Annotated in this window: 12 protein-coding genes; 4 read left to right on the forward strand and 8 right to left on the reverse strand. The window is 39.5% G+C overall.

Annotation, left to right across the window (positions count from 1 at the left end; all coding sequences use genetic code 11):
* Positions 1 to 21: 21 nt before the first annotated feature.
* The 6 genes from JW814_09955 to JW814_09980 all read right to left on the reverse strand — a co-directional run bounded on the left by JW814_09955 (position 22) and on the right by JW814_09980 (position 7,641).
* Positions 22 to 516 carry a chemotaxis protein CheD gene (locus JW814_09955; GenBank protein ID MBN2071768.1) on the reverse strand — a complete coding sequence of 165 codons (495 nt, stop codon included), beginning with the start codon at positions 514 to 516 and terminating at the stop codon, positions 22 to 24.
* 7 nt (positions 517 to 523) lie between these two features.
* On the reverse strand, positions 524 to 2,731 hold the full coding sequence (locus tag JW814_09960; GenBank protein ID MBN2071769.1) for a chemotaxis protein CheA: 2,208 nt from the start codon (positions 2,729 to 2,731) through the stop codon (positions 524 to 526).
* Between the two features lie 2 nt (positions 2,732 to 2,733).
* Positions 2,734 to 3,570 (reverse strand): protein-glutamate O-methyltransferase CheR, encoded by an 837-nt coding sequence (locus JW814_09965; protein ID MBN2071770.1) that lies wholly within the window; start codon positions 3,568 to 3,570, stop codon positions 2,734 to 2,736.
* A gap of 8 nt (positions 3,571 to 3,578) precedes the next feature.
* Entirely contained in the window at positions 3,579 to 4,079 is a 501-nt protein-coding gene (locus tag JW814_09970) for a purine-binding chemotaxis protein CheW (GenBank protein MBN2071771.1), read from the reverse strand.
* A gap of 161 nt (positions 4,080 to 4,240) precedes the next feature.
* Positions 4,241 to 5,908, reverse strand: coding sequence for an apolipoprotein N-acyltransferase (lnt, locus tag JW814_09975; protein ID MBN2071772.1), 1,668 nt, complete (start codon positions 5,906 to 5,908; stop codon positions 4,241 to 4,243).
* An 86-nt stretch (positions 5,909 to 5,994) separates the two neighbouring features.
* Positions 5,995 to 7,641, reverse strand: a complete 1,647-nt coding sequence (locus tag JW814_09980; GenBank protein ID MBN2071773.1) for a sigma-54-dependent Fis family transcriptional regulator — start codon at positions 7,639 to 7,641, stop codon at positions 5,995 to 5,997.
* A gap of 229 nt (positions 7,642 to 7,870) precedes the next feature.
* On the opposite strand from JW814_09980, the gene JW814_09985 reads away from it, so the two are divergent.
* Positions 7,871 to 8,239 (forward strand): PqqD family protein, encoded by a 369-nt coding sequence (locus JW814_09985; GenBank protein MBN2071774.1) that lies wholly within the window; start codon positions 7,871 to 7,873, stop codon positions 8,237 to 8,239.
* A gap of 58 nt (positions 8,240 to 8,297) precedes the next feature.
* Here JW814_09985 and JW814_09990 read toward each other — a convergent pair whose 3' ends face one another.
* A complete protein-coding gene (locus tag JW814_09990) occupies positions 8,298 to 10,223 on the reverse strand; it encodes a hypothetical protein (protein MBN2071775.1) in 1,926 nt (641 codons plus the stop codon).
* 202 nt (positions 10,224 to 10,425) lie between these two features.
* Here JW814_09990 and JW814_09995 point away from each other — a divergent pair, with 202 nt between their 5' ends.
* From JW814_09995 to JW814_10005, 3 genes are all read left to right on the forward strand, one after another.
* Positions 10,426 to 11,853 (forward strand): sigma-54-dependent Fis family transcriptional regulator, encoded by a 1,428-nt coding sequence (locus JW814_09995; protein MBN2071776.1) that lies wholly within the window; start codon positions 10,426 to 10,428, stop codon positions 11,851 to 11,853.
* A 377-nt stretch (positions 11,854 to 12,230) separates the two neighbouring features.
* Positions 12,231 to 12,764 carry a hypothetical protein gene (locus JW814_10000; GenBank protein ID MBN2071777.1) on the forward strand — a complete coding sequence of 178 codons (534 nt, stop codon included), beginning with the start codon at positions 12,231 to 12,233 and terminating at the stop codon, positions 12,762 to 12,764.
* 94 nt (positions 12,765 to 12,858) lie between these two features.
* Positions 12,859 to 16,500, forward strand: coding sequence for a protein kinase (locus JW814_10005; GenBank protein MBN2071778.1), 3,642 nt, complete (start codon positions 12,859 to 12,861; stop codon positions 16,498 to 16,500).
* A gap of 58 nt (positions 16,501 to 16,558) precedes the next feature.
* Here the strand turns inward: JW814_10005 and JW814_10010 are convergent.
* Positions 16,559 to 16,813 (reverse strand): hypothetical protein (locus JW814_10010; GenBank protein ID MBN2071779.1); only part of this gene is annotated, 255 nt, incomplete at its 5' end.

Genomic DNA, 16,813 nt, shown 5'->3' on the forward strand with positions numbered 1-16,813 from the left:
GCTCATAAATAATCGCCGTTATCAGATAACAATTATCCTTCTGTTGATAAGATCCTTTGTCCCGAGATTGATAATGACGTCCCCTGACTCCAGATCGAAAAGAACATTTCTCTCAATCTGCCCCCCCGTATGCATGCCTTCTATATTGATATTTTCCTCAACCAACAAAGATACGACATTCAACAATATCGATTCATTTTTTCTTTTTAGTTTAGAATTGAGTCCGCTATATCCGATATTACCTCCGACGATCTTGGCTACGATTGACTGTTTTCTCCCAGAGTCGTTGTTCAACCTGGACAAAAGAGATCTGGTCGCGTTTACCGCGAATCTATCATCGCTTCCTTCACCGTAATAGAGGATATGAGCCATGCCGCCGATCTTATCGATACTGTTATAAAGATTCAGAGCGATACAAGCGCCCAGAACAGTCGAAAGTTTCTCCGGTGATTGACCGAATCCGATCTGTCCCGTTGGGATATATACCGTCTGATTATTTGAATCACAATAAATCATATCTTTCCTATCCTGATCCGACGCTTGCTTTCACTCTATGAACGTCCATACTCTGCGTCTTAACAGTGTGTTTTCTCAATAATACCGGGATATCAATGATCAACACGACTGTTCCATCCCCCATTATAGATGCTCCGGCGATTCCACCTATATCCAGAAATACTCCATTAAGGTTTTTAATGACTATTTCCCGTTCCCCCACGAGATCATCGACAATTACTCCCACTATTTTGTCAAGGTAGTTCAAGATAACGACATAGAATTCGTTCCCAGGGTCATCCCTCTTTATTTCCAGCAGATTGCCAAGAGTATAGATCGGTAGGACCTTATCATTGTGACGAAACAACATTTCTCCACAATCATTTAAATTGACCATATGACGTTTTACGAAGATGATTTCCGACACATTTGCAATCGGTATCGCGTAAATATTCTCTTCACTCTTTACAAGCAATCCCTGGATGATAGCCAGAGTGATCGGCAATCTTAATATTACAGCCGTCCCCTTACCCTCTTCGGACTCGACCTGGATAGACCCTTTCAGTTTTTCTATCTCTTTTTTAACGACATCCATTCCGACTCCACGCCCCGATCGGTCAGTGACATCTTCCATAGTAGAAAAACCAGGCAGGAATATGTACGTCATCAGATCGTGATCGCTCAACGCTTTGTCATTTTTCTGCCCTGGCGACTTACGATCCTGAATTTTTCTGCGTATTTTCTCCTTTTCTATTCCCCTACCATCATCTTTGATCTTAATGACTATCTGATTGTATTCCTGATACGCTTCAAGCAATAGCTGACCGTTTTCAGGTTTACCCAGCCTAATCCTTTCTTCCGGCAGTTCGATTCCATGATCGATCGCGTTCCTGACGACATGCATTATTGCTTCCCGGATCCCATCTACAAGCTTCTTGTCAAGTTCAGTGCTTTCACCACGAATAGTACACTTAACCTGTTTGCCAGTTTCCCTGCTGATTTCGCGAACAACAAGCGGGACGCTATGAAATATCGCGCCGACAGGTACAAGCCTGCTATTCATTATTCCTTCCTGTATCTCGCTTACTATTCGGCTCTGCTCTTGAATGCTTTCATACAGATCATTGATTTCCCTGTTCGATTTGAATCTGTCCCTGATACCTCTTATAAGATCATTATTTCTTGTTCTGTTCGTCACTAGCTCGCCCGCAAGATTCATCAGTTGATCGAGTTTTTGAATATCGACCCTGATCACTTCACGTCTCGCGTTGAGTTCATCTTTAAATTTATTATTTCGCGACAATTCCGCCCTGCTATTCTCCAATTCAACTTCGGCGGCTTTGGCATCATCTGGTACAGCATTCTTAATCTCACTGTCTGACATGATCTCCAGGTTTTCACTTCGACACTGAAGTTTTTCAATTTTTTTCAGTTCACTTATTTTTATTTTGTCAAGTTCGAGCAGATCGACGATTTCATTCTCATTCAGTGAAGTCTCAAAAAGAAAATCGATTGTTCCGTTGAATTCTTCCTCGAGATATTCAATCGGCGGTACGGTGACCAACAGGTTCGTTTTATTATCGAGTTCCCTTATTACAAACATCGCTCTGGCAACAGGCATCGATGTTTCAAGCTCAAAATCAAGCTTTAGATAAAAGATGCCGCCTTTTGCGTTATTGTTATTGATTTCCTTGATCTCTTCGTCAGACAGCAAACTGACCAACGTGCTGCAGGATATATTGCCAGTTCCAAGCAACTTTTGATTTTTTCTTGAAACAACGACATTATCATCAGTTAAGGCGGAGTCCGTCTTAATTGATACTTTCATCTCTTCAGATGGTTCATTCTGACCTGATTCAATCGCCGCTATCTTTCCAAGCATTGAAGAAATATCACGGCCGTTGTCAGTCGCATTTTTCTGAATATCTTCAAGAAGGTTTTTAATCAAACCAAAACTGTCAAAAATCACGTTGATGATATCTTCGGTAAACTCATATCTGTTACTCCTGACGGAATCGAGGATATTTTCGACAGCATGGGCCAACCCTGCCAGAACCTTAAAACCCATAAAGGACGAAGATCCTTTCAGGGTGTGTATAGACCTGAATAAATTGTTGATCAATTCGACATTTCCGGGATACTCTTCCAGTTCAATGAAAATATTTTCCATCTGCTGAACGAGGTCTTCGGCGTCAGTCAAAAATGTGACAACAAACTTGCTTTGTGATAAAGTCAAGGTCATACCTTTCTCAAAATACTGTTTCCAAGTTGGACCAATCCGTGTTTCTTTGGATCGATCATCTCTGAATGCCCGAGAAACAGGTATCCGCCTTTACGCAGACTATGGGAAATACGATTGAGGACATACTCCCTCTTTTTCTCGCCGAAGTATATTATTGTGTTTCTGCAAAATATCAGGTCAGCATTTTTATATGGATTCCAATTTTCTGAAATCAGATTAAACTGGGAGAATTCAACGAGATTTATTATCTTTGGTGACAGCCGGAACCCACCGTTTTCCTTGAAAAAATAGTTATCGATATAGCGACCCGGTATTTCCTTAAGATCATATTCTTCATAGTACCCGGCTTTTGCTTTATTGATATTTTTCTCCGAAATATCAGCAGCCGACAGTTTTACAAAAAATCTGTCCTCAACCGACAATTTTTCCGCGATGACCATAGCCGCCGAATAGATCTCCTGGCCATATGATGATCCCAAAGAGATGATCTTTACATAATGTCCTTTGTCGATCCGTTCGCTGACAAACTCGGGGACTATCTTATTCCCAAGCATGTCATATTGAATCTGGTATCTGAAAAACGAGCTTTCCGAGGTGACGATCTCCTCAAACAGCTTTCTTTTCTCGAAGAAACGCTGATCGCTTGTTTCGAGAAATCTTCTATATTCGTTTATAGAATCTATTCCAAGTCTTTCGACCCTTTTTATGAGCCTGTTGGTCATAAAGATGTGTTTGTTATCATGGATTCTTATCCCGACCTCTGATTCAATGAATCTGCGAAACCAGTTGAAATCATCGCTGCTTAAATAATTATTTATCTTTGATTTTTGCACCTTGAACACTACCCCTCGATAATTTCTTTCTCCAGTTTGTGGTGATCGATCTTGCTCTTGAATTCCTCATCAAAGATCTTTCCTATATCGAGGATGAAAATCAGTTTATCTTTCAGCCTGCCAATTCCACTTATGAATTTGTTCCTTTTCGTCACCGCGGTTTCAGGTGTGTCTGATATCATATTGAATGGTATCTCAATGACATGATGAACAGAATCGACAAGCAACCCAAGCAATGATTCCTCATGTTCAACTACAATCACGCGGCTTTTTGTGGTCATTGCCATGTCTGGCAAGCCAAGTCTTTTACGCAGATCCATAACGGGGATGACATTTCCCATGATGTTTATGACACCAAGGATGTATTCGGGAGATCCTGGTACATCAGTGATCTCCTGTACCCGGTTTACCTCCTGGATGGACGAGATATCCTGCCCGTACCATTCTTCACCAAGTTTGAAATTGACGCACATCAATATTGATTTTTTCTCGGTATTTTCATCGTTCATCATTATTAAGCACCTCACAAATGGATATTTCCGGCTACACAATCTCTTCGTCTTTATTTAGCCAGAACTTTAGCCAGTTAAATGGCGGGCAGGAGGAAAAAACAGGATATTTAAGCGAAAAAGATGTTACTCGTTGTAATAACAGAAGATAAGTACGGTTTTCAGTGCTTTTGAAAAAGAACAGGAAGAAGAATTATGAATAGATTCCCGAGAAACATCAGGAAGAATGATAGCTGCCCATATTTGCAGTAAAATGTCATTTTCCTTAATATCGTCACCGGAGTAATGAACATTCCATTCTTGTTTAAATCAATGGAATACTTGACCCTTCCGGCAGGGTCTACGGACATCGAAATGCCGGTGTTAGCTGCCCGGATAAGTGATACTCCGTTTTCGACAGCACGAAGAACTGGCATTTCGGCATGTTGCATTGCTCCCCTCGAGCTTCCGAACCAGCCGTCATTTGTAATATTGACTAAAAACTGGGCTCCATTTCTAATATATTTTCTTGCATATTCAGTAAACGTCGATTCGAAACAGATCAGAGTGCCAAATTTGCCCGCAACGGAATCAAAAATAGTCATATTTTCACCATGTTTGAAATTGGCCTGTCCAAAATCAATCTTTTCCAGGCCGGGGAAATATTGGCTGAATGGCACCTTTTCGCCAAAGGGCAAAAGCTTTATCTTTTCATACTGAGCGGTCAATTCACCTTTTTTGTCGAACAATCCACAAGCGTTGAATCCTATCCACTTTTCACCTTCCTGAATATGATTTATGTACCCGATCAGAAGATCGACTCCCGAATTGTTTGAAATCCTCTTTAACCAGTTTCTGTATCGAGTGGAGTGACTTACCGAGACAGGCGCTGCCGTCTCAGGGAATATTACTAATTTCGCTCCAAGCTCGGCACCTCTCTTCGTCAGTTCATCAATTTGAACAAAAATAGAATCACGATATTCCGGTTTCCATTTAATTCCTAAATTGACATTCGGTTGTACGATAGCGATATCCTCCCTGGATCTGTTATCAGTAATATCCCTGTCTATCTGCCCGATCCGCATGTTCCCATACGCAAGATGAGATATCGTAACAACGGCCAGAACAACCGAAGCCAAGGCTTTATGCTTTTTATCGCTGGAAAAGATAATGAAGGCTATCAGCACATTCAGGAGGACAATAACCATCGATAATCCAAATGGGCCATATATAGACAACCCCTGGAGAGCGATCGGATAGGGCACAAGAGAACTTGAAATCAATCCCCATGAAAAAGCAAGTTCACCATTACTGCGTATGAATTCGATCAGTGCCCAGAGCGCTGGAGCCGTAAAAACAGCTCTTATTCCAAAACGTTTTATAAGCCATGATAATAACAGGGTAAAAAGCCCCGTAAAACATGAAAGGTACAATACAAACAGAATCACCGCTGGAATAAGGATCCACGACATATTGATACTTGACTCGGGAATAAGGTTGGCTATCCAGTAGAGGAGAATCGAGAAAAAGGCGATGCCAAACAGATACCCGACCCAGAATCCTTTCTTAAGGGCATTCTTTCGCCAGACAACCCGCGGAAAAACGACTAAAAAATATCTTATCAGCGGAACAAGAGCAACAAGAGATAAGATCCTTGTTGGAAAAGGAGGGAAAGCGGCTGCCATGAGCAACCCGCCAGAAAATCCGGCGATAATCTCATCCTTCCAGTAAAATATAAATTCTCTTCTCTTCAAACATCTCCCTTCAACTGCCAATCGCGGTGGATTATAATCAAAATACACTATTTCAACCAATATTAATTTAATATTTATCCGAATATCTCGATACAAAGCGATTATTCGCCATGTTAACAGGAATGAGTTCCTAGAGTATTCTCATCGAATCCAAGTATAAATTTGATCTCATTCAACAATAATCAACCATCTCTGGCGAGTGATCCCGATGCTTGGAAGTCCTTTCCGCTTAAAGAAAGACGCTTCATTTTTTTCAGCAGGCCTTGCCGTGTTATCCCGAGCATTTCTGCTGACCGAGTCCTGTTTCCGGAAAAACGTTTAAGTGTTTTCTCAATCATCTTCAGTTCCAGCCGGTTTACAGCTGCTGGCAGAGTCTGATCTTCAAAATCCGATCCCTGTGAAAGATCAATGTTGTAATTCCGTACTGAAGACGAGAACATCTCTGAAAGCAGAAGCGGATTATCGGGAAAAAGAGCAATGGCTCTTTCAATTTCATTTTTTAGTTCTCTGACATTTCCAGGCCAGTTGTACGACAAAAGATCCCTTGCGGCTCCGGCAGAGATCTGTGGATTTTTTCTTCCACGCTTACTGGAACCAGTATCTAGAAAATGTCTGGCGAGAAGCAATATGTCTTCTTTTCTTTGCCTCAATGGAGGGATATATAATCGGACTCCCTTTATCCTGTAGTATAAATCTTCTCTGAACCTTTTTTCTTTCACCTGACTGGCAAGATCTCTGTTTGTGGCAAATACAAACCTTACATCGATCTTCCGCCTCTGACTTTCTCCCACACGTCTTATCTCCTTTTCCTGAATGACTCTAAGCAATGCCGCTTGAAGGTGCAGGGGCATCTCTCCAATCTCATCAAGGAAAAACGTTCCACCTCCCGCGCTTTCCACTAATCCGCGTCTATTATTCATCGCTCCTGTAAAAGAGCCTTTTACATGCCCGAACAGTTCGCTTTGGAGCAGTGACGGCGGCAGTTCCATACAGTTGATAATGACTAGTGGACCCACTCTCCCGGGATTGAGGTTATGAATATTTCGGGCGACAATCTCCTTCCCAGTACCATTTTCACCTTCTATTAAAACTGGAATCTTGCTGGAGGCTATATTCTTCAACTGATTTTTTAATTTTATAACTCCGGGCGAAAATCCGAAAAGTGGGGGATCTAAATCCTTAATCGAATATTTTTGCCCTGAACAAGCCGTTCTCCCTGAATCGGTATTTTCGGAAATTACATTGATTCCCGCTATGTTCAATATTGGTTCAAGCAGATCCATGAATCTACTCGCGGCATAAAGATTTTGTATCATCGCCCCGTCAAGAGACCTTCGACATACGATCCTGACCTCTGTGTCCAACCGATGAATTCTGCCTCTGAATACCCATTTCCCGTTACCAAGGTTATCCAGAACCCATCCATCTTGATAGCAAACAGGTTGATTGCACGTCACAATACCTGGGAATCCGACCGGGAAGGATAAATCCTCCTTTTCATCTCTGTCATGGAAGTTACCACCTCCTGACATTTCAGGAAACAGGAATGATATTTGCCTACCTCTAATGATATCTGTTCTTGAAGGCTGTTTATCGTATTGATGACGATGATCGATGATCTTGAGCCGCTTTTCATCCTCTTGATAAAACGCACGCAGATAAGCAGACTCCAAATCACAGAAATGACAAAGTATCCTTAAGAATTCGTCTATCAGGTTTTCCAAATGTTCTTCCTCCCGGAATATCCCTTTTGAAAAGAAGAAATCCTTCCAGATATAAAAATTATTTCCTAAATTTAAAATATCCCAGTCAAGTTTCCTTAAGCCCAATGGGCATTAATCATTCCCGATACGACATGCTTTGATATCTATATATGATATATACGGTTATATTATTATACGTTACTTTTATATCAGTGGTTCTGTCAGTTTTCTGACGCTACGATCCGCTTGACAACGCCATGATGAGAGAATATCATTCCTCTGACTTGACAAACCTGTGTCAATATACTGACGGTTGCAACGAAACCCTTTTTGATTCCATACCCGGGAAAAATAAGTGAAAGAGAAAATAGAAGTAAATCTGCTGGAATTAATTCCTGAGAAGCTGATTGATCAGGAAACTGATGAAAACGGGATGATAACGCTTTTAGTTCCAAGATTTAGAAATCGTTTTCTGAAAATAATGAACGACCGGTCCCCACATAGAAGATTTGTAAAGATGAAGCTTGATGAAATCGGTAGTTGCGCATGGTCCAGTATCGATGGAAAGAAAAACATAAGACAGATCGGCGAGACACTGCGGGAAAATTTCGGAGAACAGATCGAGCCATGTTATGATCGTCTGAGTATGTTCATGACAAAACTCGAATACGAAAAGTACATCAGGTATATCAATCTGGATCATCAAATAGCCGGTACGGAGTGATGGCAACCCGTCAGGTTTGAATGTCGCCTTGTGACAGTATTGATTAATACTCCAACACCTAGTTCAGCCGGATAATAACAGCATTCATACTTCGATCCTCTTCCACCTCTATTGTAAAATTATAATCAGATAACGGAGGAAGACTGAACAATAGATACTCAGGTCCCATCGATGATATCTCTCCTGTGACTGGTCCGGAACAGTAGTCCGCGAAAGAATAATACAGCGGGAGAAAGTCCACTCGCATATTTAGTGAACTGTACGTGAAACGAGTATCATCGGTAATTTCAAGATCATCAAGAAAAAGAGTGGCGATCCAGTCACTGAATATTTCGAAGAACTTCATCCCAGTCGCTTTCTCCACATTCCCAATCCCTGTCTCTTTGGATTGAACAAGTTTTTTGAAGACGGTTTCCCCGAACCTGTCGCCCAGATACCTGAAAAAGAGGAAGGACGCGCCTCTTTCCGGAATACTGTTTCCGCCATGAATAAGAGAAACTGTGCCAGGGTCAGCCAGGAACCTGTTCGCTCTTTTAACATTATCCTCATCGTAACAATTCAAGTCTTCAGCAATATGAGCCAAACCTTCGTCCACCCATGTTTCTTCAACGTAAGTTGGAAGAATACCATTACCATAATCAAGTACTCGGTAATTGAACATGATCATGTGTAAAAATTCATGCCCTAGAACTCCTTCGATCGCGAGGAGCGCCTTATCTTTTTCATACGTATTTTCATAAATACCTTCCGGGTCCGGAACGATGGTATAAAACACCTCCATCGCGTTAGTACAGGCAGGGTTCATATAAGCCGGGATCAGATCGCCAGGCATGAAAAATCCAGCGATATAACCTTCAGTCGATGCCGTTCCTGAAGGAGTGAGCAGATTAACGACAGGAGAAAGAAGTATCGCAACCTTGCGATTTCCATCAATATCCGATTCAGATCCAAACGCTTCCCTGTTTTTCTGATAAATACTTGTATCGAATATTTCACCGAGAGCTATGGTTTCACTTCCAGTTATACAGCTGATATCTGTCATTTGATCGAGATAGACCAGAGTGTGGATTCCCTCATAGACAAGATCGGCCGTTACAGCAGTAAAACTGCTTGGATCGATTGTGCTTCCTTCAGGGTCAGCGTACACGCTAAATGTCATAGTCTGAGGTGCCATTGTTGCCGTGTTTTTACGGAAGTCAGTAATTTCCGGGCTTACATCACTTCTTGTAACTGAAGTTATCGCCAGGAGACAGTCATTTCTTCTTCGTTTTTCAAAATCGTATCTTCTCCTCGCACCGTCGCCGTCTTCCATAAAAGCTGTCAAATCCTTGTGATCTCTACCCGAAACATTTGTAGTTACACTGAATTCGGTTTTTGCATCTTCCACCCTGACATTGGAGCATGGACTATCGGCAGCAAATGAATATTGGGACAGATCTGATGGATCCTCGGGATCGGAGCTCTCAAAGAGAATCATCAGATACTGCTCTGCTTCCTCTGATGTTACTGATTTAAAAGAATATGCTTCCGACGAAAAGAATATTTTGGCTACATTTCCTGCTTCCTGATTGATTCTGACTGGCAAAGCGTTCGATGAGATTTCAAAGATGTCAGCTTCAAATGGATTTGCATTATTGATGAGATCTACAAATTCAATTCTCAAATGACCGGAAAAAGCTCCATCCGGTACTATAGTTTTGATTTCATCATTAACTATTTCAACGGGGATCACTTTCCTGCTTGCTATTGGATTGGAAAACTCACATGGAGAAAACGACACTCTGACTCGAGACCGGACCAGGTCAAAATCAGTCCCATATAATGTAATGGTATCTCCGACACTTGCTACGGCAGGTTCAAAAAATACAATTTCAGGCGGGACTATAATAACGGGATCATTACTACAGCCTGATAGATTCATTATTCCGAATACAGTAAGGAGATATACCGTGATCCCCGAAAACTTCAAGTGATTGACGAACATGCTGTATCAGATCTCCATTACTCACTTCCAAGCATTACAAAACATCACAAAGAGATATTAAACAGGATATATCAATGGTAGTCAAGAATCGTCTGGTGGCGCGCCTACCGATGATAAGCAATAACCCGGCATATATTTTGCACTTACACCATCAGGCAGTTCGAATTAACCAGTAAATCATTTAGGAAACCGAGAAGATCCAATGGAACTTAAACTCGACCTGATCCCCTATGACATATCCGCAGGTGACGTTATACAAAAGGATTGCGCGGAAGCTGGATGGAATATAAATCGCTTTTCGACGATTGAAAAGCTTCTTTCTGCTGCTCGGAAAAGTACATCTCCATTGGTCGTTCTTGCAATATCAGGTAAATCCAACAATTCGAAAATCGAATATGAATTGGACCGTTTGAAATTGTGGCATGATCAAAACCCGAAGACGCAGATGATTCTGGTCACTCCGAAAGATTATCAGGCCGCTGCTGAGATCTCACTGAAACTTGGAGTGAGACATTCCATCTCATATCCATATAAAACCAAAGATCTAACTGGTATCCTTTCAAAGATAGCGACAGGCCTCAGCAAAAGACACCACATGGACGCGGTAAACGAGCATCTTCACAGACCAGAGGGATTCGATGAGATTATCGGAGAAAGTAAACCTATACAGGAAGTCCTTCAACTGGCAATGAAGGTCGGTAAAAGTGAATTCACCTCGTTGATGATCACTGGCGAGAATGGCACGGGGAAAGGGGCTTTGGCTAAAGCGATACATCAAATCAGTTCCCGTTCGTCAGGTCCGTTCATTGAAGTCAATTGCGCCGCAATTCCCAGAAATCTTCTGGAAAGTGAGTTCTTTGGTTACGAAAAAGGCGCCTTCACTGATGCCAAAGAAAGAAAGCTGGGTCTATTTGAACTTGCCAATGGTGGTACTATCTTTCTGGATGAAATCGGAGAAATTGACTACGGTCTTCAGGCAAAGTTGCTTAAGTTCCTCGACTCCCGAACGATAAGACGCGTCAGCGGCACGCAATTCTTGCCAGTAGATGTCAGGATCATATCAGCTACAAACAAAGATCTGAAGGAATTGATAGCTTCCAACAGATTTCGAACAGACTTGTTTTATAGGCTCAATGTAATAGAAATCAATCTTCCTCCTTTGAGAGACAGGATTGAAGACATCCGTCCCATAGCACTTAAATTTACCGATATCTTTTCCACTCGTCTAAAAAAAGGACATACCAGGCTGACTGAAGACGCTTGCACACTATTGGAAAAATATAACTGGCCGGGGAATATACGTGAGTTAATCAATCTTATTGAACGAGCAGTCCTGCTTGATAGCGACGGGCTGATAAAAGCCGACGATCTGCCAATAAAGAATGAAACCTGGGATAATATGCTAAGTCTTGATAACTCAGAAGGAAATATAAGGATTAATATTCCATCTGAGGGAGTACCTCTCGAGTCTGTAGAAAAAGGTCTCATCCTGGGGACTCTTGAACGAACAAATGGAAATATAAGCCAGGCAGCAGGCCTTCTTAAGGTCGAACGAGGAACATTAAGATATAAAATGAAAAAACATGGAATCAATGCCTCTGATCATAAGGAAAAAATCAAAACTGGCTGAAATGAACCACATCTCGTAACACATTAATATTATTATTGTTATACGGCCCGCTCACAAAACCCGGGATAATTCCACAAAATACATCTGAAATATCACCTAACTGGCTTGATCTTCCACATCAGTGAATTTTTAAATATTTCGTTTTGCCCACTTATTTCAGACTCCGTCGGCAAAATCCTATAGTCATCGTAATATATTATTATAATAATAGTTATGCTTGTAACAGATCTTTACTTCTGAACATTTCCTGACCACTTCTGCCTTGATTGGAATACATCTAAATCCCAAAAATCAACTCATGGCACCTCAGTTGCCTTAGCAGTGGGTAGAGTTGTTAAGTAGATGTTCAATAGAGTCCGATAAAGGAGGTGTGAAGCATGAAAAGATCCAAAGCCCAAATTTTCCTCACTTCAATAACCTTCCTCAGTGTACTGGCTGCCATGGGCTGTGGAACGAACTCGCCTGTTACCCCCTCACAGGATTACACTTTGCCCGGTGTCGAGAACCCTCTTTTCGTACAGCTGATCGCCTCCTCGGGCTCTACGCACGAAATAATCGGTTCCTCTTCTTCTAATATCGTATCCGCAGAAGAAGGTGGAATAGTAACAAACGGTTACTATAGCCTTTATTTCCCTCCGGGTGCTCTTGATGAAGATACTGAAATCACCATCGAGATGCCTCGCTATCCTGAAGCAGTAGTTGAACTTGGGCCGCACGGTATCCAGTTTAACAAACCGGTCACCCTTTCTCTCTCTCTTGAAAAGGTTGATTCAGCAGCTTCCAGGTTCGTGGTGTACTGGTTCAACGAAGAATCCAGTCTCTGGGAAAATATTGGTGGTGTAACGTATGGTAATGCAACCTCCGTTGAACTTGAACACTTCAGCGAATACGGGCATACACCAATGCTATAATATTGATTTGTCACATGAATTTAAAAGGCCCTCTCAACATTGCGAGGGCTTTTTTTATTGGTATTTTTGCTAATTCACTATAGTATTTCAATCCATGAAAAAGACCATTAAGCTTCCCGGAAGGTATACGATCCTACATTCCCTTGGCGAAGGGGGCACAGGACACGTCTATAAGGTCTCTGATTCAGTATTAGATAAAACTTTAGCTTTGAAGATCCTCAGTGACACTGACAGCAAGGCTCACAAGACACTGGAAAAAGAATTTGAAATCCTCTCCAGACTTGATCATCCCAACCTTGTGAAAGTACATGATTTTGGGTTTACCGCTGATAACACGCCATATTTGACTATGGACTTTATTGAAGGAGATAATCTTCGCGTTTTTCTTAATGACAATATCAACAATATCATTCCTGTTCTTATTTCGATTTTTTCAGCGCTGAACTATCTTCACACAAAAAATGTGATACATGCAGACATCAAACCTGAAAATATTATGGTCACTTCTTCAGACAATAATACACGCACTACTCTGATGGACTTTGGGTTGGCAATCATAGGAAATTCAAATCAAAAAGAAATATCCGGGACAGTCCACTACCTTTCACCAGAGATATTGACAGATTCAATATACTCCAACAAATCAGATTTTTATGCGCTAGGCATCACTATTATCAGCTGTCTTACAAATATACATATCCCAATAGCACATAAAATAACAGACAAATTCTACAAAAATGCATACAGTCTCTTAAAAGAAGTATTCAACGATGCGGGAATCAATAGTCCTTCATCCCTTGCCAGTTTTATAATTTCCCTCAGTAGTTTTGATTCTGATCAAAGGCCCGAAAGCGCTGAAGATTGCACTCAGTTCTTATCAAGACTTTATAATATCACAAATAACTTAATGCCTGTAGTACAGCGTAATATTTTTGTGGGCAGAAAAGATGAAATTGCTGCCGTAAATAATTTTCTTGATTCAAGCAATATCTCAATAAACACTTTACTGATACTCGGAGAAACTGGTATCGGCAAAAAATCTCTTATACAGCAGGCAATCAAAATTGCGCAACTAAAGCATTTTACAACCATCGATACATCAGACATTAACTTCAAGTACGATTCTTTTAACAAGTTTATAAATGCATTAGGAACTCATCTGCCGAGTATTTCTGAAGATAATCTCAAGAAAAAGCATAATGATATTCTAGAGTCATTTACATCGAATGATTCTCCTGGAATACCTTCTAAAGAACAAGATATCACCCCAGTAATATACGACAATATCATCCAGTTTCTAAATGAGTTATCACTCGATCAGCGCATTTTAATATGCTTCCCTGATATTATGAGTTTTAGTACAGATTTCATCCGCTTTATCAGCCATTTGATCTACGAAACAAATATGCTTCATTCAAACGTCAAGATATTGATTTCGCGAAATACTGATATTAATAACGGCAAGTTCAAATTAGAACTATTCAGAGTTATATGTAACATGGATAATATTCTTCAAGTTCATCTAAACCCATTTACAACTGTAGATTTATCATCTCTTTTAGTAGAAGAATTTGGAAATATTCTTTTTTCAATAAATGAATTAAATATCTTGATTTATAAATCAAATGGCATACCTCTTTATATAAATAATATTCTTGGTTATATGTTAAAAACTTCTGCTATTTATCAAGTAAACAATAACTATTTTTTAGACCGTAAACTTCTAAACAATTTTAATATCCCGATATCACTAAAAGATATCCTAAAACACACTCTATCATCAATACCAGTTAATCAAAGAAATATCCTTCAATTAATTGCAATTTGGAAATCAAAAATTACCATTTCAGATCTCTCCTTCTTTTTATCTAAACAACAGACTGAAATATTTTCTGATATCTCTATTTTGCTCGGCTTGAATATTATTAGCGTAGAAAACGATACTATTATTTTTAATAACCCTTCTTACCGTTCTCAAATCATTAAAACTATTTCTTATAATAAGCGCATTAGATTAAATAGGGATATAGCTGTATTTTTATCAGCTAACAATTCTATTGATTATCACATAATTGCAAACCATTTTATTGATTCGAATGATTTAAATAATAGCATAAAATACGGATTGCTGTCTGTTGACACCCTTGTTTCTAATCACGAATACTTTAATGCATACGATCTTCTTAATAATATTTATAAATTATCACAAAAAAACGGGACAATTGATAATGCAATAATTATTCTAAGTCATCTTGTCACAATTGAATTAAAAATTGGACTAATAATGGATTCAATAGAACACTATGATTTTCTTATTAAGCATACCAGTTCAACCAATAATAAAGCTCTATATTTAAAAGAGTTAGGCAGAATCAAACATTACTACTTTCTAGATAAAGAAAGTGCATATACACACTATTCGGATGCTAAACATATTGCTATTAAATGCAATGATACTGATTTGCTTATCGAAATAATGATTTTGCAAGGGCTTTGCAAACAAGATAATAATTTAAATATATTATTGGAAGCTGCAGATCTCGCAATAAATAAGAACCTTAATTTATATGTTTATTCATTATCACAAATCCTATACAAGTATAAATTAGCTGGCAATATTAAAGAAATGGTTAAGACAAAAAACAAACTGCTTCATGTTATTAGTAATCCTAATATTACTATTTCAAATAGAAGATTGTCCATTTACATGCTTGCTTTAGCTAGTTTTTACCAAGGGGATTACGAACAAGTAAAACTATATTTAACTGAAATGATGGAAATATCTAATATTACATGTAATGAGGTTGAAAATGTGTCTAATTTATCGATGCTGGGGAGCATTTATTACATAAATGGTAATTTTCATCTTTTAATAAGCACTTTGAATAAAGCTCTTGCTATCACAAAAAGATTAAACATGCATTCATTTATGATAATAATTCTATCAAACTTATCAACTGCATATCACATTCTTGGAGATTACCGTTCTGCCCTAGATTTTAACAATAGAGCCAAATCTATGATGGAACAATATTCAAATTACGATTTAATAAATGTTTTTAAACAACTAAGGTTTATTATTACATTTGGTGATTTTTACAAAACAGAGTTAAGGCATTATTCTAATAAATTAAGAAGGCAAGCCTTAAAGAATAATAATTCAATAATACTAGGATTAAGATCTTTGGCTCTTTCTCGGTATTATTATCAACTTCTTTCTCATACAAAAGCTCTAAAATATGCCTTGAAGGCGCTTGATTATTTCCGTAAAACAGCAGACAAAGATGACATCGTTGACACACTATCACATATGTGTATTTATGAACTTGAAAATAACAACACTGAGCAAGCAGCTTCCTATATTAAGGAAGCTCGTGAGATATTTGACGCTATTCATTGTGACTATTTAAAGCCATATCTTTTACTTGCGGAAGGATCTCTGTCCAGAGTTACCCATAATTCAGCCGCAGAGTTGATCCTTAAAGAAGCGTATAAAGCAAGTTCGAAAATGGGGACTCGTGAAAACACATGGCAAATTCAGCGACAGCTGGCTCTTTACTACATCGATAGTGGTTCGTACAATAACGCTGTGGAGATGTTTCGAGAAGCCATTGAGACGATAAAGCAAATAACAGAATCAATTCCAGAAGAGGATATGAAACTATCCTACTTGTCACTTCCATTCAGAAAACGCATTTTCGATGAAATCAAATCTCTAAAATCATCAAATAAGTGATGGATTAGTAAATATATAGGGGTTGATCTATGACCATCAACCCCTTACTCACGTCTTATCAGGAATGTACCATTGTACTCATCTTATGTGCAATTAAAGCGCAAATAATTAAGGCGGGAATTCCTGTTTTCGAGTAGGATAGGCCCTTAGCATTAAGGGCCAGTACTGATATAATAATCATCATGATGAACAAGGATAGCACCATATATTTTTTTACGCTTCCTTTCTTACGTCCATCGATTGAGAGCAGAGCAAATAATCCGACCACGATTCCATACAGAGGGACAAGAATTGCACCGGCACTAAAAGGATC

It is taken from the genome of Candidatus Krumholzibacteriota bacterium, from assembly GCA_016932415.1.
Lineage (GTDB): Bacteria > Krumholzibacteriota > Krumholzibacteriia > Krumholzibacteriales > Krumholzibacteriaceae > Krumholzibacterium.